Genomic DNA, 20,539 nt, shown 5'->3' with positions numbered 1-20,539 from the left:
GAGAGGAGATCTCCGATGAATGACCTGCTGACCGCCGCCGTCGCTGCCGCTGATCGTGGCTGGCCGGTGTTCATGCTCGGTCGCTCCAAGCGGCCCGTTGCCAACTGCAACGACTGCCGAGATAACCCGCACGATCCGGCGACCTGTGGGCATCTGACCTGCCACGGGTTTTACGCCGCCAGCACCGACCCGGACCGCGTGAGGTTGATCGTGGGCGCTGTTCCGGGCGGCCAGCTCGCCGTACGCACAGGGGCTACGTCTGGGCTCGTAGTGGTCGACGTGGACCCGGCCCATGGGGGAGCGGACAGCCTTGCCGACCTGGTCACGGGCCAGCTGGTGCCGCGCACGTTGTGGGTCGTCACGGGCTCTTTCGGACAGCACCTGTACTACCGCCACCCCGGCCGCGAAATCCCTTCGCGGCCGATGCCGAACCGGCCCGGGATCGATGTGAAGGCTGACGGCGGGTACGTAGTGCTGCCGCCGTCGATCCACCACCGCACCCGCCAGCCTTACCGGTGGGGCGAGGGACTGTGCGACCCGAGCGAGATGCCCCCCGCGCTGATCGACGCATGCCTACCCGCCCCGCCGGCCATTTCCACCAGCCACCCGGCCGGGCCGATCCGGACCACCCGAGCGGGGGGCATCTCCAACCCTGAGGGACTGCTCACGTCGACGCTGAACGCCGTCCGCAACGCGGGCGAGGGGAAGCGCCGAACGACGCTGTACGGCGCTGCGCGAGGCGTGGCGCGGATGGTCGCGGCCGGTGCTATCACCCGTGCCGACGCGATCGCCGCACTTACTGATGTGGGGCAGCAAGCCGAGCAAACCGCCCGCGACATTCGAGCCGCTATCGCTGACGGCTTCCGTGACGAAGGGATCGCCGCATGACCTCCCCAACCGACACCGCACCCGAGCCGATCGACGGCGCGGAGCTGCTGGACGACGTGGCCGACACCATCGCGCGGTACGTGGTTCTGCCGAGCACGTCCGCCGCGATCGCTGTCGTGCTGTGGATCGCCGCGACGCACGCCGTACCCGCCTGGAACTGCGCGCCCCGGCTTGTCATCCGGGCGCCCGAACGGCGCTGCGGAAAGTCGCGGTTGCTCGACATGGTGGAAGGGATGAGCCACCGGCCGTTGATGACTGTGAACGCGTCGCCGTCAGCGGTCTACCGATCCATCGGGGTTGCGCCGAGTGATCCGCCGACGCTGCTGATCGATGAGGCCGACACGATCTTTGGCCCCAAGGCCGGGGAGAACGAAGACCTGCGCGGGCTGCTGAACGCCGGTCACCAGCGCGGCCGCCCCGCGCTGCGGTACGACGCCGGAACCAAGTCCGTGGAAAAGATCGCCACATTCGCTATGGCCGCGCTGGCAGGGATCGGCGCGATGCCCGACACGATCGAGGACCGGGCGGCTGTGATCCGGATGCGCCGACGCGCTGCCGGGGAGAAGGTCGCGCCATACCGTGTCGGCCGCGACGGTCCCGAGCTGGATGAGCTGCGACAGCGCCTCAACCACTGGCTCTCCGGCCACATCAAGGGTCTGCGGGCAGCTACCCCGGACATGCCGTTGGAGGACCGCGCGGCCGACACCTGGGAGCCGATGATTGCCGTTGCCGACCTGGCAGGTGGGCAGTGGCCCCGCGCTGCCAGGAAGGCAGCCGTAGCGCTGACCAGCGACCGCGACGCGGGCGACGAGGGTTCCATCCCGACCCGGCTGCTGGCCGACTGCCGCACGGCGTTCCAAGACGCCGACGCGCTGCCAACACAGATCCTGCTCGACCGGCTGCGCAGCGATGCCGAAGCGCCCTGGGCGACGATGGGCGCGGCCGGACTCACCGCGATGCGGATGGGCAACCTGCTGCGCGATTTCGAGATCCGCAGCGACACCATCCGGTTCCCGACCGGACAGGCCAAGGGCTACCACCGCAGCGATTTCGCCGACGCCTGGAACCGCTACTGCCCCGAGCCAAAACAGGCCGGTGGGGAAGCCGTACCAGCCGTACCAGCCTCAACATCGCAGGTCAGCCCCGATGAGGCTTCCACCACTGGTACGGCTCAAGCCGTACCAGGCAACCAAGCCTCCTTGGGGCTGACCAGGCAAAACGAGGCTGGTACGGCTGGTACGCCTTGGGTCCCCCGAGCTGTACCCGACATCACCGATGACCGCATCAACTGCGCCTGACCGGGAGGGCATCACAAGTGACCGAGGGAATCGCGGAACTCAACCTGACCCGGATCGGTGAGCACGTTGTCCGCTGGACGGTGCATGACGTCGCCGACTACCTCCGGATTTCAGTGAAGACGATCTACAAGTGGCGGCTGACCGGCGATGGGCCGGTTGGTGTGCGGATCGGTAAGCACCTGCGCTACGACCCGGCCGACGTCGTGGCCTGGTTCGAATCCCAGAAGACCGCAGCCTGAGAGGAACGCAGACATGGCACGGAAACCCCTCCCGCTGGGTAGCTGGGGCAAGATTCGCACCTACGTTGCCGTCACCAACGAGAAGGGCAAAGCGACGTCGTATCGGTCGGTGGCGTACTACCGCGACTTCGACGGCAAGGTGCGTCAGGTAGAGGCGAACGGCCGGACTAAGACGGTCGCAGAGGACAACCTGCAGGAGAACCTCAAGAATCGTCGCCGGGCCAACCGAGGCATTGGGCTTGATGCGATGGACCGATTCTCGAAAGCCGCTGAGATGTGGTTCGCGAAGCTGGAGGAGAAGGTGCGGGACGGCAAGAGATCGCCCGGCACCGTGGACACCTACCGGCGTCAGCTCGACAATCACGTGCTCCCCGCGCTCGGGGAGGTGCGCCTCGGTGAACTGACTACGCCGCTGCTGGACAAGGTGATCGGCAAGATCAAGTCGGAGATTGGTCCGCCGACCGCAAAGACGTGCAGGAGCGTCGTATCCGGAACGCTGGGGTTGGCAGCGCGGTACGGTGCGCTCGATTTCAATCCGATCAGGGACGTCGACACGATCGAGAGTGCGTCGAAGCGCAAAGCACGGGCGCTCACGGATGAGGAGCGGGACGCCTGGTTTGAGCAGCTGCGCGCTGACCGAGGAGCCGTCGCAGCCGATCTGCCTGACCTGTCGACGTTCATGCTCGCGACTGGCGTACGGATCGGCGAGGCGCTGGGAGTACTCGGGCACCAGGTCAACTTCGCCGCTAGCGAGGTCGAGATCACGCACCAGATCATCCGTGTGAGGGGCGAAGGTCTGGTGCGGATCAGGACGAAGTCGCGGGCGGGGGAGCGCGTTCTGAAAGTGCCGGCATGGGGTCTGGCGATGCTCCGGCGACGCCTGATGGACGGCGGCCGGTTGGACCGGCCGATCTTCGCCAACCGTGACGGCGACTACCGCGATCCGACGAACGTACGTCGCGACCTGCGGGCGGCGCGGTCACCTATCGGCAGCGAGACGCGCCGCGATCTCGGGAACCGGCTTCGGAAGGCTCGACGGGCGGCCGGGCTGTCTCAGACGGAGACGGCGACCAAGCTCAGCTGGCCACAGTCTCGGGTGAGCCTGGTCGAGACGGCCCGGGTCCGGCTGGAGGTGGGCGACGCTGAGAAGGTGCTCGACCTGTACCGGGTCCGTGGCAGCGACCGCGTCGAGCTGCTGGAGCTCGCGAGCGAGGCCGCTGAGGGAAGCCAGGCTGACGCGCTCGCGTGGATCACGTCGCACTCGTTCCGGAAGACCACGGCGACCATCCTGGACGATGCTGGGCAGAGCGCACGCCAGATCGCCGACCAGCTCGGGCACGCCCGGCCGTCGCTGACTCAGGATGTCTACATGGCGCGGCGGGCGAAGAACCCGGACGCGGCTGCCGCGCTGGAGACCGCGCTCAACCGGTCACTCGACGTCGCCGATCAGTCCGGGCACGGCGAGCCGACTGACGCGACAGGAACAGGCGGGTGAGTGTGCGGTAGGACACAAAACCATGGGATAAACCATGGGCTCCACATAAGCGAAAGCCCTGGTCACCTTCGTGACCAGGGCTTTTGTGCGCCGCCAGGGACTCGAACCCCGAACCCGCTGATTAAGAGTCAGCTGCTCTGCCAATTGAGCTAGCGGCGCTTGGTGTTGCTTTCGAACGAAGAGGAGCGTAGCAGGAGGATTGGGGAGATGCGAAATCGGTTAGCGGGTGAGGATGGTCATGGCGGCGTTGTGGCCGCCGAGGCCGGAGACGGCGCCGCCTCGGTGGGCGCCGGAGCCGCAGCGGAGGAGGTTGGCGGTGTCGGTTTCGGTGCCCCAGCGGCCGGCGTCGGCGGGGGTGGTGGCCCAGGGCCATTGGAGGTCGCCGTGGAAGATGTGGCCGCCGGGCATGCCGACGGATTCCTCGATGTCGTACGGGGTCTTCGCCTCGATGCACGGGTTGCCGTCGGCGTCGCGGGCGATGCACGCGTCGAGCGGCTCGGCCAGGTACGACTCGAGGCCGGCCAGCACCCGGCGGGTGGCCTCGGCGCGGACGGAGTCGTTGTCGGAGGCAAACAAACGGGCCGGGAAGTGGACGCCGAAGACGGTCAGGGTGTGATGGCCGGAGGCAATCAGCTCGGGGGAGAGGATGGACGGGTCGGTCAGCGAGTGGCAGTACACCTCGGACGGGGGTACGGCCGGCAGCCGGCCTGCCAGAGCGGACTGGTACGCCGACTCGAGCTGTGGGTAGTCCTCGTCGATGTGGAACGTACCGGCGAAGGCGCGCGCCGGGTCGTCACCGGACTTGAGCGCCGGTAGGTGCCGGAGCAGCAGATTGATCTTGAGCTGGGACCCCTCTGGCTTCTCGACGCCGGTCTGGCCGCGCAGCTCGGCCAGGGTCGACGGAGCGACGTTGGAGAGTACCCAGGAGCAGTCGACGGACCGCTCGCCGTCACCGCCGAGCCAGGTGACCGATCCGCGTACGCCGTCGACCTCTACCGAGGTGACTGACGCGTTGGTGACCAGGGCAGCACCAGCACGTCGTGCAGCGGCTGCCAGTGCGTCGGTGACGGCTCCCATGCCACCGACGGGTACGCGCCACTCACCGGTGCCGTTGCCGATCAGGTGGTACAGGAAGCACCTGTTCTGGATGAGTGAGTCGTCGTGCAGTCCAGCGAACGTGCCGATGACGGAGTCGGTCGCTACCACGCCGCGTACGGTGTCGTCGGCGAACCGGCGTTCGATGGTCTCGCCTAGCGGTCGCTCGACCAAGTCCTCCCACAGTGCGTTGCCGACGCGCGAACGCAGCTCAGCAGCGGGCTGCAGCGGTTCGAGCAGTGTGGGCGCTACAGCGGCGGCCAGCGTGCCGACAGCGCCGTAGAAGTCGGTCCAGGCCTCGTACTCCGTGTCGCTGCCCGTGAGCGCCCTGAACGACTCCCTGGTCGCCGCACCCTCTGGCCGCTCGACCATCAGCCCGAGGTCACGTCCAGAACGCCGCACGGGCGTGTACGACGCGACTGAGCGTGATCTGAGCTCCAGGGCGAGTCCCAGGTCGGCGACGATCTTGTCGGGCAGCAGACTGACCAGGTACGAGTAGCGGGACAGGCGGGCGTCCACGCCGGGGAAGACGCGCTCGCTGACTGCTGCGCCGCCGGTGTGCGCCCGTTGCTCGAGGATGAGCGTGGACAGCCCGGACTGAGCCAGGTACGTGGCGGCGACGAGACCGTTGTGCCCACCGCCGACTATGACGACGTCGTAGAAGTCCTTCATCCCACCGGCCAATCGAGCTTGTGGTACGCGGCGTCCCAGAACATCCATTCGTAGCGGCACGTCATGGCGAAGTGCTGGTGACAACGTTCCCGCTCCGCGGCGCCTACGTCCAGTGCATCCGTGACGGCGAGCACGTCCTCGACTACCGCGTCGAACTCCTCAGAGCCGTACGTAGCGATCCACTTCGCGTACAGCGGGTCGGGTGACGACCGCTTGAGTAGCTCCCGACCTACATCGCGGTAGATCCAGTAGCAGGGCAGTACTGCGGCTACGGCCTCGGCGTACGTACCTGTGGCGCACACCGCGGTCAGATAGGACATGTACGCCGTAGTGGTCGGACCGGAACCGGCTGCATCCACATCAGCGGCTGTCAGCCCCAGTGAGTCCAGCAATGAGGTGTGCAGCTCCTGCTCGACCGCGATCGCGTTGGCGGCGTGTAGCGCGAACATGCGGACCGCGTCCTCGTCCGGTGCGCGTCCGGCGACCAGGCTGAGTGCCCGTGAGTACGCGCGCAGGTAGTGACTGTCCTGGACGATGAAGTAGCGGAACGCGTCGTGGTTCAGGCTCCCGTCGGTCAGCCCGGTGATGAACGGGTGCCGGACGATCTGCTCGTACACGGCGGCGGCACCGCGGTCCCACAGCTCGGCGGAAAACGTCATCCCAACTCCTCGCGGTCGACTGGCACCGACCCTATCCAGAGCGCCGCGTCGCCACACGAGACGAACATCACTCCGCGGACCTACCCTGGCTACATGAGCATCCAGGGGGAGCGGGCCGGCGGCCGGACAGCGATGTCGCCGGGGATGCCACCCGAGACGCCGTTGCTGCGGCAGATCCGCGCGTCGGTGATCGGCGACGACCAGGTGATGCCGGGGCCGTACGGTCCGCGCCGGGTGACGTACGCCGACTACACCGCGTCCGGCCGGGCACTGACCTTCCTTGAGGACTTCATCCGCGCCGAGGTGCTGCCGCGGTACGCGAACACGCACACCGAGTCGAGCGGGACCGGTCTGCAAACCACCCGGTTGCGTGAGGACGCCCGGCGGATCATCCACACCAGCGTCGGCGGCGACGACGCGACCGCGGTGATCTTCTGCGGCTCCGGTGCGACCGGCGCGATCGACAAGCTGATCGGCGTGATGGGGCTGCGGATTCCCGCCGAGCTGGACGACACCTACCACCTGACCGATCAGATCCCGCCGGAGCAGCGTCCGGTGGTGTTCATCGGCCCGTACGAGCACCACTCGAACGAGTTGCCCTGGCGTGAGTCGATCGCCGACGTGGTGATGATCAGCCAGGACCAGGACGGTCACATCGACATCGGGCAGCTGGAGTCACGACTGCGCGAGTACGCCGATCGCCCGCTGAAGATCGGGTCCTTCTCGGCAGCGAGCAACGTCACCGGGATCGTCAGCAACACGCACCGGGTGTCGGCGCTACTGCATCGGTACGGTGCGTTGTCGTTCTGGGATTTCGCGGCCGCGGCGCCGTACATCGAGATCGACATGTACGGCGGTCAGCAGGACGATCCGCTCGCGTACAAGGACGCGATCTTCCTCAGTCCGCACAAGCTGATCGGCGGCCCCGGTACGCCGGGTGTACTCGTGGCCCGCCGGGAGCTGCTGCGCAACCGGGTACCGGATGTGCCGGGCGGCGGGACCGTCGCGTACGTGAACCCGTTGGAGCACCGGTATCTCGACGATCCGGTGCACCGCGAGGAGGGCGGGACGCCTGCGATCATCGGGTCGATCCGCGCCGGCCTGGCGTTCCAGCTGAAGCAGGCGGTCGGGATCGAGGTGATCCGCGCGCACGAGAACGCGTACCTGCGGCGTGCGGTCGACGCGTGGAAGGACGAGCCGAACCTCCAGATCCTCGGCAATCTGGATGCCGAGCGGTTGTCGATCGTGTCTTTCGTGGTGAAGGCGCCGTCGGGGCGGTACCTGCACCACAACTTCGTGGTCGCGCTGCTGAACGACCTGTTCGGGATTCAGTCGCGGGGCGGCTGTTCGTGCGCCGGTCCGTACGGTCACGCGCTGCTGGGCATCGACCTGGATCGTTCGCACGAGTTCGAGGAGGAGATCCTGCACGGCTGCGAGGGGATCAAGCCGGGCTGGGTGCGGGTCAACTTCAACTACTTCATCTCGGAAGCGGTCTTCACGTACGTGGTCGAGGCGGTCAAGCTGGTCGCCCGCGACGGCTGGCGGCTGCTCGGCGACTACCGCTTCGATCCGGCCAACGGTCTGTGGCGGCATCACCGCGGTCCGGTCGAACCGCCGATGCGGCTCTCGCAGGTCGGGTACGACGCCGACGGCAGGCTCCGGTACCCGCGCCACGATCACACGGCTCCCGAATCGGCCCTCGACGGGTACTTGGCCGAGGCCCGCGACCTGGTCGCCACCTGCGCGGACAACCCGTCCGATCCCGACGGCCGGGTGAACCGCGAGTTCGACCACCTGCGCTGGTTCGAGCTGCCATCCCGTTGCCTCATCCGCGACTGATCGGCGTCATTGGCGGGCTCCCGCGGTACGGAGGGTCTTCGCGATCTGGTCGTAGCCGCGTGACTCGGCGTGCTGGAGCGGGGTGACTCCGTCGGTGTCGGCGAGGTTGGGGTTGGCGCCGGCGTCGAGCAGGACCTGGACGATCTCCCGCCACGGTTTGGTGCCCTTGCCGAGGATGATCGCCTCCAGCAGCGCGGTCCAACCAAGGTTGTTGACGTGGTTGACGTTGATCTTGGTCTGGACCACTCGGCGCACGTACTCCACGTGGCCGCGCTCGCTGGCCGGGATGACCGAGATGCCGCCGAACCGATTCCGCAGCGTCAGGTCCGGGCTGGCCGGCAGCAGGGTCTCCAGCATCGCCACGCTGCCGGTGACCCCGGTGACGAGCCAGGCGGAGTCCTGCCGGTCGTCCTGCGCATCCGGGTTGGCGCCTAGCTCCACCAACAGCCGGGCGGCGTCCACTCGGTCGTTGAGCGCGGCCAGCAACAGCGGCGTACGCCGGTGGTCGTCGCGGGACTCGATCGATGCGCCCGCCGCCAGCGCGGCGGCGACCTTGTTGGCGTCACCGGAGGTCGCTGCACCCAGCAACGCATTCGCGGGCGCCTTGGTGCCCAGCACGGCGCTCACCTCGGTTTGGCCGCGCTCCTTGGCGCCCTGCACCGGAGTAGTGCCGTCCTTGGCGGCGGGCTTGTCACGGTCCGCTCCGGCGGCGATCAGCAGCCGGACCGTGTCGATGTACTCCGGGGTGCCCTTGCCGAGCAGGATCGCCTCGTGCAGCGCGGTCCAGCCCAGGTTGTTGACGTGGTCCACCGCTACGCCCGCCTGGATCAGCCGGCCGACGACGGCCGCATGACCACGCTCAGCCGCGCGGATCAGTGCGGTGCCGTGGTAGCTGTCCAGACCGCGAATGTCCGCGCCGTTGGCCAGGGTCAGGTCGAGCAGCTGCAGGTAGCCCTCGCTGGCGGCGATCAGGAACGCGCTCTGCACGGTGTCGTCGGTCGCGTTGACGTTCGCACCGGCCGCGATCAGGCGCTTGGCCTCGGCGACGTCGTTCTTCCAGGCGGCGGCGATCAGCTGGCGGTCGAGCGTAGACGGCACTGGCGTACTCCTCGCGGTCGGTGGCGGCGTCGCAGGCACCGAGCCGGCCCCAGCGCTCGCCCCGGAGCTGGCCCGAGAGCTGGCCTCAGGGCTGGGCTCGGAGGCAGCTCCGGTGGTCGGAGCTGAGGTTGGCGTGGCGGGACTCGGTGTACTGCTGGTCTCAGTGGAACACGCGGTGGTCACCGCCATCAGCAGGACGGCGACCACGGCGATCGGGCGGCGCTTCATCGGCGCGGCGGGTTCATGGTGATGACCTGGTACGGCGGAACGGCGGTCGCCTCGTCGAACTTGCTGTCCACCACCAGCAGCCGTCCCTGTGCCAGCTTCGCGGTCGTCAGCACCCGGTCCGGGTCGGTCGGTGTCGCCGACAGCAGCCGCGCGGTCCGGCCGTCAGGTGCGAGTCGCAGTGTGCTCAGCACCCGGGAGAAGTTCCGGACGACCCACAGGCTCGTGCCTTGCTGCACGAGTCCGTCGGCGTCGACCAGGTTGGCCCCGGCGGTGTCGACCGCGGTGGCCTTGCCGGTTCGCAGGTCGAAGCGCCAGAGCTTGCCGACGTTGCCTTGGGCCACTACCAGCGCCTTGCGGTCGGGTGACACGACGATGCCGCCCAGGTTGAAGCCGGTCGCCGTCTCGATCGTGCCGGTCGCGTCGGCCCAGGTCTTGATGCTCCACTGGCCGTGCTGCTCGGCGACCCGGAAGACCTGCGGGGCGTTGGAGTTGGTCACGTACGCCGCGCCGTCCGGCCCGATCACCAGATCGTTCAGGAACGCGTTCGGTACGCCGGTGCGCAACGCGGCGAGCAGCCGGCCGTCGCGGTCGTACACCCAGAGATCTGGCGCGCCAGGGTGGTCGATCCCGTTCGGGCCACCGGCGACATACACCCGGCCCTGGGAGTCGACGTTGACACCACGGGCGGTCCAGCGGCCGTCGGTGCCGTCGCCGCGCAGCCACTCCGCGGCGGCGCCGCTCCGCAGTTGGCCGCGGTGGATCTCGCCGCCGGTGGTCTCGGACACGTAGTGGGTCTGCGTCCGGGCGTCGAACCCGATGCCCTCGAACTTCGACCCACCGGGGTCACCAGGTAGCTCGTAGCTGCTCGGGCGGGCCGCGGACGCGGTCGAGGCCCCGAGGCCGAGCAGCGTGGCGGACAGCGCGAGGGTGGCGGACAGCGTACGGACGGACATGTGCGGGCCTCTCAGTCGGTCAGGAGTGCGAATCAGTCGGTCGGGGAGTGCGGATCGGTTCCGAACTGCTTCCAGCCTCCGTCCCCGCGGCCGTCGGCACGACAGGCGTTCGGCCAGCAACGGCTAGCCGAACGGATGATTCGGAACCGGCACTTTCCGGCCTACGATCGGCAGGACATGACCACTGCACACAGTCCGGCGACCCGCAGTCCGGCGATCCTGGGCCACGCGCACCGACTGGCGACAGCGCTGCACGCGGCGCTGGTCGTCCTCGTGCTGGCCTCCGCGGTGCGCTACCTGACCGGCCATGGCTTCGGTGACCGGGCGCCGTGGGTGCTCGCGGGCGCCGCGGTGCTGCTGGCGACGTACGCCGCCTACCGCCTGCTCAACAGCCGGGTCTGGCTGGCGTTGCTGGTGCTGGAGTGGTTCCTGCTGGTCCTGTTGGCGCCCTCGTTCGCCTGGTGCGCCGTGCCACTCTCGTTCGTTGCCCTGCGGGTCCTGTCGTTCCGGCCGGCCTGCGTGGTCGTAGCGGGCATGGTGGTGGTCACGGTGGTGCAGTGGACCCGCATGGCTGACCGGGTCGATCCGACCATCGTGCTGGGACCGGTCTGCATCGCGGTGCTTGCCGTAGGCGCCTATCGGGCGCTGGAGCGGGACGCACTGGCGCGGCAGGCGTTGCTGGACGACCTGAGCGCCGCCCAGGGTGATCTGGTCGACGCACAGCACCAGGCCGGCGTACTGGCGGAGCGGGCCCGGTTGTCTCGCGAGATCCACGACAGCGTGGCGCAGGGCCTTTCCAGCATCAACTTGTTGCTCCAGGCGGCTGAGCGTGAGTGGGACGACAAGCCTGCTGCGGCGCGACAGCACGCCGCTCAGGCAGCTGCCACCGCACGTGACGGGCTCGATGAGGCCAGGCGGGTGGTCCGGGACCTGGCACCGGCAGAGTTGGTGGTCGGCCTACCAGAGGCGCTCCGCCGCACTTGTGAGCGGCTGGCGGCGCACAGCCCGGTCGAGGTCCGCATGCAGGTGCACGGTACGCCCGTGACGCTCGACTCCGAGGTGGAGACCGCTCTGCTGCGTACGGCCCGCGGCGCGCTCGCGAACGTACTCGAACACGCGGCCGCGGAATCGGCTGTCGTGACGCTCACCTACCAGCCCGATGCCGTCGTCCTCGACGTTGTGGATAACGGCCGCGGCCTTCCGCGATCTCGTGCCAAGATCGATTCCGACCGCGGACACGGTCTGGCCGGAATCCGTGACCGGCTGAAACAACTGGGAGGAACGCTGGTGCTTGAGAGTGAACCGGGCGAGGGAACCGCGCTGGCCGCGTCGGTCCCGCTCCGGGCGACGAAGGAGAGCCCGTGATCCGGGTGGCTCTGGTCGACGACCACCCGGTCGTACGGGCCGGGGTGCGCGCGTTGCTCGAAGGGCAGGAGGATCTGTCCGTGGTCGGCGAGGCCCCGGATGCGAACAGTGCCGAGCAGCTCGTCGCGGCGTTCCACCCGGATGTGGTGCTGATGGACCTCAACCTCGGCGCCGGCGCGGGTGGTGCCGAGGCGACCGCACGGTTGCGGGCGCTGCCGGACCCGCCGTACGTGCTGGTGCTGACGACCTACGACACCGAGGCCGACATCATGAGCGCGATCGACGCGGGAGCTTCCGGGTACCTGCTGAAGGATGCGCCGCCGGAGGATCTGTTCCGGGCCATCCGCGGTACCGCGCGCGGCGAGACCGTGCTGGCGCCGGCGGTCGCTGCCCGGCTGATGCGGCGCTCCGGGCCGACGCTGACCGAGCGGGAGGTGGAGATCCTCACCCTGCTCGCCAGCGGTAAGTCCAACCGCGACCTGGCCAAGCTGCTGTTCGTCAGTGAGGCCACGGTCAAGTCGCACCTCGCGCACATCTACTCGAAGCTGGAGGTCGACAACCGGGCCGGCGCGGTCAACCGCGCGATCGAGCAACGCATCATCCGGCCGACCAGGTGAAGCCGACTGAATGACTCAGATGTGCGCGCGGTGCCAGATGAATTCAACCGGATGACCTGTTGTCAGATGTGTGCGTGGTACCAGATGGTGCTGGCCGGATGACCTAGTGTCGGAGTTGTGAGTGGTACCGGCGAGGTGGAGGGTGGGAGTGAGAGCCTCCTGACGGTTCTGGTTGCGCTCACGGCGAATCTGTTGATCGCGGTCGCGAAGACGATCGTCGCGGTGATCACCGGTTCGGCGTCGATGGCGGCTGAGTCGGCGCACTCCTGGGCTGACACCGGCAACGAGATCTTCCTGCTGGTCGGGGAGCGGCGGGCGCGGAAACCGGCTGACCGGAAGCACCCACTCGGATACGGGCGGGTTGGCTATGTCTGGTCGATGTTCGCCGCGTTCGGCCTGTTCACCGTGGGCGCCGCGGTGTCGGTGTGGCACGGCATCCAGTCGCTCGAGCACGGCGAGGCGGAAAGCACGTCGTACGGTTGGGCGTACGCGGTGCTCGGTGTCTCGTTCGTACTGGAAGGGATCTCGTTCACCCAGGCAATGCGACAGACCAAGGCCGGTGCGCTGCAGCGGATGCTGAGGCCGTGGCGGTACGTGCGACTCACCTCGAACCCGGTCCTCCGCGCGGTGTTCGTCGAGGACCTGTCCGCGCTGATCGGCATCCTGATCGCCGGCGTCGCGATCTTCCTGCACCAACTGACCGGCAACGCGATCTGGGACGCGATCGGCTCGATCGTGGTCGGCGTACTGCTCGGCGTCGTGGCGCTGTTCCTGATCAGCCGGAACCTGGATTTCCTGACCGGTGAGGCGGTCACCCCACTGGCACGGAACCGGGTACTGCGCGCGCTGCTCGACCACCACGACATCGAGCGGGTGACGTTCCTGCACATGGAGTGGGTCGGCGCGGACCGGATCTTCCTGGTCGCCGCGGTCGATGTCGTCGGCAACGACGTCGAGTCGGAGGTGGCCGCCCGCCTGTACACGATCGAGGACGCGCTGAACGAACGCCCGGAGATCCAGCAGGCGATCCTCACGTTGTCGCGCCCCGGCGACGCGACGGACCTTCAGCCGGATCAGTTGCCGCGCTGGTACGTCGAACCGCCGTTGTAAGGCGCCCGACTTGTAGGTTCGGAGGTGTACGCTCCCGACCGTGGAGCCCGTACACGTTGCGGTTTCAGCGCTGGCCGCACTGTTGCCGATCACGAACCCGATCGGTGCGCTGGCCACGTTCGCGGGGCTGACCGAAGGCGTCGACCGGGCCGCGATGAAGCGGCAGGCGGTGATGACCGGGGTCTACGTGCTCGGCATCCTGACCGTGTTCGCGCTGCTCGGCACGCTGGTGCTGGAAGGCCTGGGCATCGGTCTGCCGGCGCTGCAGATCGCCGGCGGCCTGGTCGTCGCGCACTCCGGTTTCGGGATGATCGTGTCCCGGCAGGCGCTGACCGACGACGAGAAGACGCATGGCGTCGCCAAGCCGGACGTGTCGTTCTCGCCGATGGCCTTGCCGCTGATCGCCGGTCCGGGTGCGATCGGGGTGGTGATCGCGCTGACCGCGCGGCACCCGGGGATCACCAACCGGCTGAGCGTGATCGTGGCGGCGCTGGTCCTGGCCGCGCTGGTCGCGCTGATGCTCCGGTTCGGTACGCCGCTGGTCGACAAGCTCGGTCCGACCGGTCTGGGCGCCCTCAGCCGGATCATCGGGTTCCTCACGCTCGCGATCGGTGTCGAGTTGGTGACGCACGGCGTACTCGCGGTGAAGTGATCCGGTAACGCGCCGAGTAATTCGTATTAGCCAGGCCGGCGATGCCAGGCTGGTGCTATGACGAACGAGAGTACGGCGGCTTACGACCGGCTCCAGAACGAGGTGGGGCGCGGCTGGAACACCTGGGACACGCGCAGTGTCCTGACCCAGGTCCTGCTCCCCGACGCGCTCGGCCTGTCCTTCGGGCTGAAGGAGTACTACCGCGGGACGTCGCTGCGGACCGCGCAGATCGGGCGGCGGACCGAAGGCGCGGAGACGGTGACGCTCGGCCCGCACGCGTACGACGGAAGCTACACCGAGACGACTGTCAGCTGGGCCGGAATCACTGTTCGGGTCCAGACCGCGCATGCTGGTGATGACCTGGTGGCGCTGGTGACGCCGTCGGCCAATCAGCAGCAGAGCGCGCTGCTGACGGTCGGGGTCAGCTATCTCTGGAATCGCGCCGGCGTGGTGGTGCGTGAGGGCGATCGGATTCGCGCGACCGGCGATCGGGTCGTGGAGGTCTTCACGACCGGCGAGCACGTTGACGATCCGTACTGTGACATCGATGGTCCGTACCTTGCCGTCGACCTCTCGCGGGTGGTCGGGGTGTCGACCGGTCGTGTGCGGAGCCTGACCGAGATCGCGGGGATCGTCGCGACCGCGGCGGCGGACCTCGGCGCGGCAAGTTCGGAACCGCCGGCCCAGCACCACGAGACCGCAAGGCAGGACGAGATCGCTCAGCACCACGAGATCGTTCGGGACGCGATCTCGTGGAACACGATCTACGAGCCGGCCACGGCGCGGGTGATCACCACCGTCAGCCGGTTGTGGAACGTCGGCAAGCGCGGTGGGTACGCGTTGTTCTGCTGGGACGCGTTCTTCAACGCGCTCCTCGCGGCGCCGAACAGCAAGCCGGTCGCGTACTTGAACGTGGTCGAGATGCTCCGCGCCCGCACCCCGGACGGTTTCGTCCCGAACGTCGAGCAGGGCACCGGCCGGAAGACGTACGACGGCTCGCAGCCGCCGGTCGGTTCGCTGACCGTTCTGGAGCTTTACCGGCGGTTCGGCGACAGGTGGTTCCTGGCGGAGACCTTCGAGGCGCTGCTGTCCTGGAACCGCTGGTGGTGGCGCGTACGCCGTGACGGCGAGCTGTTGTGCGCGGGGTCGACGTACTTCGACGCGGAGTACCCGTCGCCGCAGGACATTCCGCGCATCCACCAGCACTTCGGGGCGACCTGTGAGACCGGGTGGGACGGGCATCCGGTGTTCGACGACGTTCCGTTCGACCAGGAGAAGAGTCTGCTCGCCGCGCACGACGTCGGGATGAACAGCCTGTACGCCGCCGACTGTGAGGCGCTGGCAGACATCGCGGACCTCCTCGGCGAGACAGCGGTAGCTGCTGAACTGCGCGAGCGCCGGCAAACCGTCGTACGCGCAATGGAGACGTTGTGGGACGAGCTGAGTGGGATTTATCGGAGCCGTCGGACTGACACCGGCCTGGTGACAGAGCGGCTGTCGACAATGAGCTTCTACCCCCTGCTGGCCGGAGTAGGTACGGGGGAGCGCGCTGGGCGGATGCTGTCCGAGCACCTGTTGACCGATGACGGGTTCGGTGGCGAGTGGATCTTGCCGACGTCGCCGCGGCACGAGCCGATCCAGCTCAAGGACACGTCGTACTGGGAGCTGCGTGCCTGGCCGCCGGTGAACTTCCTGGTCTACCTCGGGCTGCTGCGTGCAGGTGAGAAGGACGCCGCCACCTGGCTGGCCGAGGGGAGTTCGCGGCTGGTGCTGAAGGAGTGGAACGAGCACCGGCACATCCACGAGAACTACTCCAGCGTGCACGGCGCCGCTTGCGACAAGCCGAACAGTGAGCCGTTCCAGACGTGGGGCGCACTGCTGAGTCTGATCGTGCTGATGGAGCGTGGCGAAGTGACGCTGTTCGACGACGAGAGGTGGCGCGGATGAGTCTGCTGAGTGGTGTGGTCGTTCCGTTGGTGACGCCGATGTCGTCGCCTGGAGTGCCGTCGGCGGAGGCAGCGGAGAGCTTGCTGGTGGCGATGGCATCGGTCGGCGTACGACGGCTGATGCTGCTTGGCAGCAATGGTGAAGGACCGCTGATCCCAGTGGAGCTGTCAGGTGAGTTCGCAGCCGGTGTGGTGAAGCGCTGGCGGGACCTGGTCACGGGCGGGACAGTCCTGGTCAACGTGACTGCACCTGGTACCGCGGAAGCGGAGCGGCGAGCCGACGACGCAGCCGCAGCCGGTGCGGACGGGATCGTGTCCAGTCCACCCACGTTCTTCAAACACCGCGATGACGAGGTAGCAGCGCACTACGAGGCGCTCAGCCGCCATGGGCTACCTGTGGTCGCGTACAACTCGCCCCGCTCGACTCTGTTCACGCAGGAGAGCGCAGCGGCGTCCAGGCCGTACCTAGTCGGTGTTAAGGACTCATCGGGTGACACCGAGATGCTGCGCTACCTCATGTCGCTTGGCATCGAGGTCAGTCAAGGAGATGAGCAGGGGCTGGCTGACGCGATCCGCACCGGCGTACACGGCATCACACCTGGTATTGCGAACTTGGCTCCAGGGCTGGCACTGCAGCTGGTTACACCCGGCGCTGAGCTGGACCGGCTGCAGGAGCTGGCCACTGCGCTGACCAAGATCCACACGGTGCGTCCAGGCGTACCGACGGTCAAGGCATTGCTGAACGCACGTGGTCTGTGCCCGCCGCACTGCGCGCCTCCGCTCGCACCGGTGACCCCGGATGAGCTGGACCGGATGACCGAGCTCGTAGAACCGATGGAAGAACACCTCATCCCCAGGAGTGCGTGATGATCAGTCGGCGGGCTTTCACAGTAGGACTAGGTGTTGCGATGACTGGGGTGACGCCGGCGTTCGCAGGCCGTACGCCAGGGCAGCCGGCGTACGACGAGCAGACGCTGTGGGATGCGTCATCGGGGCCGTTGGCGAACTACCACGTGCACGGACTGACCGTGCTGCCCGATGACACGATCCTCGCGTTCTGCGAGGGGCGGCACGAGGTGTGCGATGCGGGGCCGCGTGACCTGCTGATGCGACGTAGTACGGACAAGGGCGACACCTGGAGCGAGTCACAGGTCGTCGTACCGTCCGTGGACGGGCAGTCCTGGGGTAACCCGGCAGCCGTGTACGACCGGCAAACGCACGAGGTGTTCCTGTTCTACGCCTTGTCCGACCGGTTACCCGAAAACACCAGCTGCTCTGGTGACACCGGCGTACTGCACGTGATCTCCAGCAAGGACAAGGGCGTCACCTGGGGTGAGCCGCGCGTACTCGATCTGTTCGATCACTTCGGGTACGACTGGGCGCTGCACTCGCCCGGACCGGGTCATGGCATCCAGCTGGACAACGGGCGACTGCTGATGAACGTGGCGCACCGGCGGGTGATCGTCGGGAACACCGTCGTCGAGCGGATGTACGGTGTCGCGTCCGTCTACAGCGACGACCACGGGCGTACGTGGCAGACGACCGGTGCGGTGCCGGTGTCGGCGGACTACCCGATCAACGAGGCCCGCTTGGTGCAGTTGGACGACGGATCGGTACTGATCAACGGACGCTACGCCGCAGGCGGGAACCGGCAGCGCATCGTGTCGGTCAGCAAGGACCGTGGACTGACCTGGTCGGCACCGGTGATGGACGGCGGCACGGGGACGTTCAACGCGGTTGACGCGGGCATGCTGGGGTACACGCGTGGACGTGTCCTGTTCAGCCGGCCGGACTCGCCGATGCGCTACAACATGACGGTCTCGGTCAGCTACGACGGTACGGAGAGCCTGCGCTACAGCCGGGTGATCAACCCTGGGCGTTCGTACTACTCGGACCTGGCCCGGCTGTCCGACGGGACGATCGTGCTGATCTACGGGTGCGACGGTGACATCCCGAGCTTCCCGCTGCGAGTGAACGTGTGTCGATTCAACCTGGAATGGCTGACGCAAGGACGGGACAGTCTGGCGAGTGGTCCGCGGCTGAGGTCCAGGTCCTATCCGGTGGAGCAGCTCACCTGCCGAGTAGTAGCGCCCGGCCCGGGGGAGTACGAGCTCTGGCTGCGCTACCACCGGTCGCCGGACGGCGGACTGGTGTCGGTGACGGTAGACGGGCAGAAGCCACGCAACTACCTGATCGACACGACCTCTGAGACCGCAGCCGGGTACGACGTCCTCTTGCTGGGAACCATGCAGCTCAGTGGCGGACCGCATGGCGTCCGGTTCGCTGCGGCTGGTACGGGCCGAGGTGGTGGTCAGGCTGTTGCCCTGGACAAGCTGACACTTACCCAGGGACCTGCTGCACCAGACGTGTCCGAGGAGATCACTGTGGACAACGGTGCGCTTGGCTACTCAGTTGTCGCGGGCAGTTGGCCCAGTGGTACCGGAGTGCCCGGCTACTACAGCGGGAACTACGCATCGCATGCTCCGGGCGCTGGTACTGCACAGGTGCGCTGGCAGCCCTGTCTTCCTGGTGACGGGCGGTACGAGGTGCAGGTGTCGTACACGGCTGCTTCGAACAGGTCGACTGCCGCGCCGTACACCGTCGCGTACGCAGGTGGGTCCAGCACGGTGTTGGTTGATCAGACAGTTCGTGGGGCGCCGGACTCGCGAGGCGGCGAGTGGGTCAGCTTGGGTACGTACACCTTCGCTGCCGGTCTCGCCGCCTCGGTGTCCCTCACCGACGCCCCCAGCGGGTACGTCGTCGCCGACGCGGTCCGCTTCCTCCGTCGTTGAGCTATTTGGTCGGCTTGCCGAACGAGCTGGAGCGGACCGGGGGCAGCTTCCAGGCCTTGCTCTTCGCCAGCGTGGTGAGGTCCTGGACGGACAGCATGGGGTGCGTACGGGTGTGCTGCCGGCCCTTCTCGGCTGGGCCGTTGTAGCTCGTCAGGTTGATGTTGCGACCGTCCGGTCGGTACAGCATGACGCGGTTGGCGACGACACTGAACTCGGCCTGGCGGCCGTCGTTGTACGTCGGCTCCTCTTTGGACGTGTACAGGAAGGAGCCGTCGGGCAGGGAGGTGCAGCCGGCGCGGTGCGGTACGCAGGGGTTGGCTTCGCCGCCGCCGGACAGCATGACGTCGACCCGCGTGGCGCCCTTGCCGTCGTTGACGACGTACGCCGCCCCGGCGAAGTCTCGCTCACCCCAGGTCTCGGGCTCCGCGAACGTGCGCCCGGGAGCAGCGACCAGGCTCTGCAGGGTGGCCAGCGCCTTCGTTGCGGTGGGACCCGGCTTGTACGTCGGGGCGCTGTTGGTCGCTGGGGACGGCTTGGCCGACGGTTTGGTGACTGGGAGCGGGGCGGGAGTGCCCGCGGTCGCGGTGTCGGCGGGGGAGCTGAGCAGCTGGACCCCGCCGGCGATCAGGCCGACCGTGGCGAGGACAGCTCCAGCGCCGCTGGCCGTACGGATGACCGTACGCCGGCGACGCAGCCGGAGGCCGTGGGTGACGCTGCGCTCCAGCAGGTCCGGGGTGACCGGTTCGAGGTTCTCGGTGGCCCGCTGCATCAGGTCGGTGAGTTGCGTGTTCATGGTTCTCCTCTGGTTCAGAGCGCGATCAGCTGGGCGTCGTCGCCGAGTACCGCCCGCAGGCGGTTCAGGGCGCGGGCGGTGCGAGTGGTGATCGCACTGGTGGTCTTGCCGAGATCCAGCGCCACTTGCTCGACGCTGCGATCTTCGAAGAACCGCAGCACCAGCACGGCGCGATCCAGCGGCGCCAGCTCCGCCAGCGCCCCCTGCAAGGCCATCCGCAGCTCCGGATCCCCGGGCCGCTCCACCACTTCGGGCACTTCGCCGGTCGGCCGCTCACCCCAGCTCTTGCGCCGCCGCTGCGAGATGTACGTCCGCACCAAGGCGGTTCGCGCGTACGCCCCCGGGTTCTCGATCCGCGACCAGACGGTCAGCAGCTTCGCCAGCGTCTCCTGTACGAGGTCCTCCGCATGATGCCGATCACCCGCCAGCAACCAGGCGGTCCGGTACAACTGCGGTATCCGAGCCCGAGCGAACTCCTCGAACTCCGCGGTCCCACTCATCCACACCCCTCTCGTAGGCGCCTCTACCTCCCAAGACGCACCCACGCCCCACCCAGGTCACACCTCAGAACACCAGCGACAGGACCCAGACCGCGAACGCCAAGAACCCCACCACCAGGGTGACCCCCACCACAACCGCGTACCCGAACCAGGATTTCACCCGAGCATCCTCCCACGCGGCCGCCCGCGGCCAGGCCGGAGCCTGATCGCCAGGAGCGGCGTGCTCGCGTCAGGTTCGGCTCGAGCGCTGAGTTGACCTCAACCTAAGTTGAGGCAGTGGAGTGATCGCAACCCGCAAGC

18 protein-coding genes and 1 tRNA gene are annotated in these 20,539 nt (G+C 67.9%); 12 read left to right on the top strand and 7 right to left on the bottom strand.

Translation table 11 applies throughout. From position 1 onward, the window contains the following. Positions 1-15 precede the first annotated feature (15 nt). From HDA44_RS15655 to HDA44_RS15640, 4 genes are read left to right on the top strand one after another with little or no spacing between them, the layout of a single operon-like run. Positions 16-888, top strand: a complete 873-nt coding sequence (locus tag HDA44_RS15655) for a bifunctional DNA primase/polymerase (protein WP_184835056.1) — start codon at positions 16-18, stop codon at positions 886-888. Beyond that, positions 885-2,186, top strand: a complete 1,302-nt coding sequence (locus HDA44_RS15650; protein ID WP_184835054.1) for a DUF3631 domain-containing protein — start codon at positions 885-887, stop codon at positions 2,184-2,186. Before HDA44_RS15655 ends, HDA44_RS15650 begins: the two co-directional genes overlap by 4 nt. Before the next feature lie 17 nt (positions 2,187-2,203). Then, positions 2,204-2,425, top strand: a complete 222-nt coding sequence (locus tag HDA44_RS15645) for a helix-turn-helix transcriptional regulator (RefSeq protein WP_337906029.1) — start codon at positions 2,204-2,206, stop codon at positions 2,423-2,425. A 13-nt stretch (positions 2,426-2,438) separates the two neighbouring features. Beyond that, complete coding sequence (locus HDA44_RS15640; protein ID WP_184835052.1) at positions 2,439-3,920, top strand: helix-turn-helix domain-containing protein; 1,482 nt, start codon at positions 2,439-2,441, stop codon at positions 3,918-3,920. An 86-nt stretch (positions 3,921-4,006) separates the two neighbouring features. Here the strand turns inward: HDA44_RS15640 and HDA44_RS15635 are convergent. The 3 genes from HDA44_RS15635 to tenA all read right to left on the bottom strand — a co-directional run bounded on the left by HDA44_RS15635 (position 4,007) and on the right by tenA (position 6,346). After that, positions 4,007-4,079: transfer RNA gene (locus HDA44_RS15635), tRNA-Lys, on the bottom strand. 60 nt (positions 4,080-4,139) lie between these two features. Then, positions 4,140-5,687 (bottom strand): phytoene desaturase family protein, encoded by a 1,548-nt coding sequence (locus tag HDA44_RS15630; protein WP_184843670.1) that lies wholly within the window; start codon positions 5,685-5,687, stop codon positions 4,140-4,142. Beyond that, the gene (gene tenA, locus HDA44_RS15625) at positions 5,684-6,346 is read right to left on the bottom strand and encodes a thiaminase II (RefSeq protein WP_184835049.1); all 663 of its coding nucleotides are present in this window, start codon (positions 6,344-6,346) and stop codon (positions 5,684-5,686) included. The genes HDA44_RS15630 and tenA overlap by 4 nt, the downstream gene beginning before the upstream one ends. Before the next feature lie 93 nt (positions 6,347-6,439). Here tenA and HDA44_RS15620 point away from each other — a divergent pair, with 93 nt between their 5' ends. Further along, positions 6,440-8,185: an aminotransferase class V-fold PLP-dependent enzyme gene (locus tag HDA44_RS15620; protein WP_184835047.1), complete on the top strand. Its 1,746-nt coding sequence runs from the start codon at positions 6,440-6,442 to the stop codon at positions 8,183-8,185. Between the two features lie 6 nt (positions 8,186-8,191). Here the strand turns inward: HDA44_RS15620 and HDA44_RS15615 are convergent, their stop codons facing one another. Both HDA44_RS15615 and HDA44_RS15610 read right to left on the bottom strand, forming a co-directional pair. Then, positions 8,192-9,283: an ankyrin repeat domain-containing protein gene (locus tag HDA44_RS15615; protein ID WP_337906027.1), complete on the bottom strand. Its 1,092-nt coding sequence runs from the start codon at positions 9,281-9,283 to the stop codon at positions 8,192-8,194. 224 nt (positions 9,284-9,507) lie between these two features. Next, a complete protein-coding gene (locus HDA44_RS15610) occupies positions 9,508-10,464 on the bottom strand; it encodes an SMP-30/gluconolactonase/LRE family protein (RefSeq protein ID WP_184835045.1) in 957 nt (318 codons plus the stop codon). Positions 10,465-10,641: 177 nt separating this feature from the next. On the opposite strand from HDA44_RS15610, the gene HDA44_RS15605 reads away from it, so the two are divergent. The 7 genes from HDA44_RS15605 (at position 10,642) to HDA44_RS15575 (ending at position 18,946) form a co-directional block, all read left to right on the top strand. Then, on the top strand, positions 10,642-11,829 hold the full coding sequence (locus HDA44_RS15605; RefSeq protein ID WP_238352461.1) for a sensor histidine kinase: 1,188 nt from the start codon (positions 10,642-10,644) through the stop codon (positions 11,827-11,829). Next, the gene (locus HDA44_RS15600; RefSeq protein ID WP_184835041.1) at positions 11,826-12,446 is read left to right on the top strand and encodes a response regulator; all 621 of its coding nucleotides are present in this window, start codon (positions 11,826-11,828) and stop codon (positions 12,444-12,446) included. Before HDA44_RS15605 ends, HDA44_RS15600 begins: the two co-directional genes overlap by 4 nt. Positions 12,447-12,563: 117 nt before the next feature. Further along, positions 12,564-13,556, top strand: a complete 993-nt coding sequence (locus HDA44_RS15595; protein ID WP_184835039.1) for a cation diffusion facilitator family transporter — start codon at positions 12,564-12,566, stop codon at positions 13,554-13,556. Positions 13,557-13,596: 40 nt separating this feature from the next. Beyond that, positions 13,597-14,208, top strand: a complete 612-nt coding sequence (locus HDA44_RS15590; protein ID WP_184835037.1) for a MarC family protein — start codon at positions 13,597-13,599, stop codon at positions 14,206-14,208. Positions 14,209-14,265: 57 nt separating this feature from the next. Next, positions 14,266-16,155, top strand: coding sequence for an MGH1-like glycoside hydrolase domain-containing protein (locus HDA44_RS15585; RefSeq protein WP_184835035.1), 1,890 nt, complete (start codon positions 14,266-14,268; stop codon positions 16,153-16,155). After that, on the top strand, positions 16,152-17,021 hold the full coding sequence (locus HDA44_RS15580; protein WP_184835033.1) for a dihydrodipicolinate synthase family protein: 870 nt from the start codon (positions 16,152-16,154) through the stop codon (positions 17,019-17,021). The genes HDA44_RS15585 and HDA44_RS15580 overlap by 4 nt, the downstream gene beginning before the upstream one ends. A 41-nt stretch (positions 17,022-17,062) precedes the next feature. After that, positions 17,063-18,946, top strand: a complete 1,884-nt coding sequence (locus HDA44_RS15575) for a golvesin C-terminal-like domain-containing protein (protein WP_184835031.1) — start codon at positions 17,063-17,065, stop codon at positions 18,944-18,946. Position 18,947: 1 nt separating this feature from the next. Here the strand turns inward: HDA44_RS15575 and HDA44_RS15570 are convergent, their stop codons facing one another. Beyond that, positions 18,948-19,739 carry a hypothetical protein gene (locus HDA44_RS15570; RefSeq protein WP_184835029.1) on the bottom strand — a complete coding sequence of 264 codons (792 nt, stop codon included), beginning with the start codon at positions 19,737-19,739 and terminating at the stop codon, positions 18,948-18,950. Positions 19,740-19,753: 14 nt separating this feature from the next. Next, entirely contained in the window at positions 19,754-20,239 is a 486-nt protein-coding gene (locus tag HDA44_RS15565) for a SigE family RNA polymerase sigma factor (RefSeq protein ID WP_184835027.1), read from the bottom strand. Between the last annotated feature and the right edge of the window lie 300 nt (positions 20,240-20,539).

The sequence above is a fragment of the Kribbella solani genome (assembly GCF_014205295.1).
GTDB lineage: Bacteria > Actinomycetota > Actinomycetes > Propionibacteriales > Kribbellaceae > Kribbella > Kribbella solani.
Note: the sequence above shows the minus strand (reverse complement) of the source record. Positions and strands in the feature narration are given on the sequence as shown.

Coding starts and splice junctions, on each gene's coding strand:
- HDA44_RS15655 (WP_184835056.1), top strand. CDS start 16: ATGAATGACCTGCTGACCGCCGCCGTCGCTGCCGCTGATCGTGGCTGG.
- HDA44_RS15650 (WP_184835054.1), top strand. CDS start 885: ATGACCTCCCCAACCGACACCGCACCCGAGCCGATCGACGGCGCGGAG.
- HDA44_RS15640 (WP_184835052.1), top strand. CDS start 2,439: ATGGCACGGAAACCCCTCCCGCTGGGTAGCTGGGGCAAGATTCGCACC.
- HDA44_RS15630 (WP_184843670.1), bottom strand. CDS start 5,687: ATGAAGGACTTCTACGACGTCGTCATAGTCGGCGGTGGGCACAACGGT.
- tenA (WP_184835049.1), bottom strand. CDS start 6,346: ATGACGTTTTCCGCCGAGCTGTGGGACCGCGGTGCCGCCGCCGTGTAC.
- HDA44_RS15620 (WP_184835047.1), top strand. CDS start 6,440: ATGAGCATCCAGGGGGAGCGGGCCGGCGGCCGGACAGCGATGTCGCCG.
- HDA44_RS15610 (WP_184835045.1), bottom strand. CDS start 10,464: ATGTCCGTCCGTACGCTGTCCGCCACCCTCGCGCTGTCCGCCACGCTG.
- HDA44_RS15605 (WP_238352461.1), top strand. CDS start 10,642: ATGACCACTGCACACAGTCCGGCGACCCGCAGTCCGGCGATCCTGGGC.
- HDA44_RS15585 (WP_184835035.1), top strand. CDS start 14,266: ATGACGAACGAGAGTACGGCGGCTTACGACCGGCTCCAGAACGAGGTG.
- HDA44_RS15580 (WP_184835033.1), top strand. CDS start 16,152: ATGAGTCTGCTGAGTGGTGTGGTCGTTCCGTTGGTGACGCCGATGTCG.
- HDA44_RS15575 (WP_184835031.1), top strand. CDS start 17,063: ATGACTGGGGTGACGCCGGCGTTCGCAGGCCGTACGCCAGGGCAGCCG.
- HDA44_RS15570 (WP_184835029.1), bottom strand. CDS start 19,739: ATGAACACGCAACTCACCGACCTGATGCAGCGGGCCACCGAGAACCTC.
- HDA44_RS15565 (WP_184835027.1), bottom strand. CDS start 20,239: ATGAGTGGGACCGCGGAGTTCGAGGAGTTCGCTCGGGCTCGGATACCG.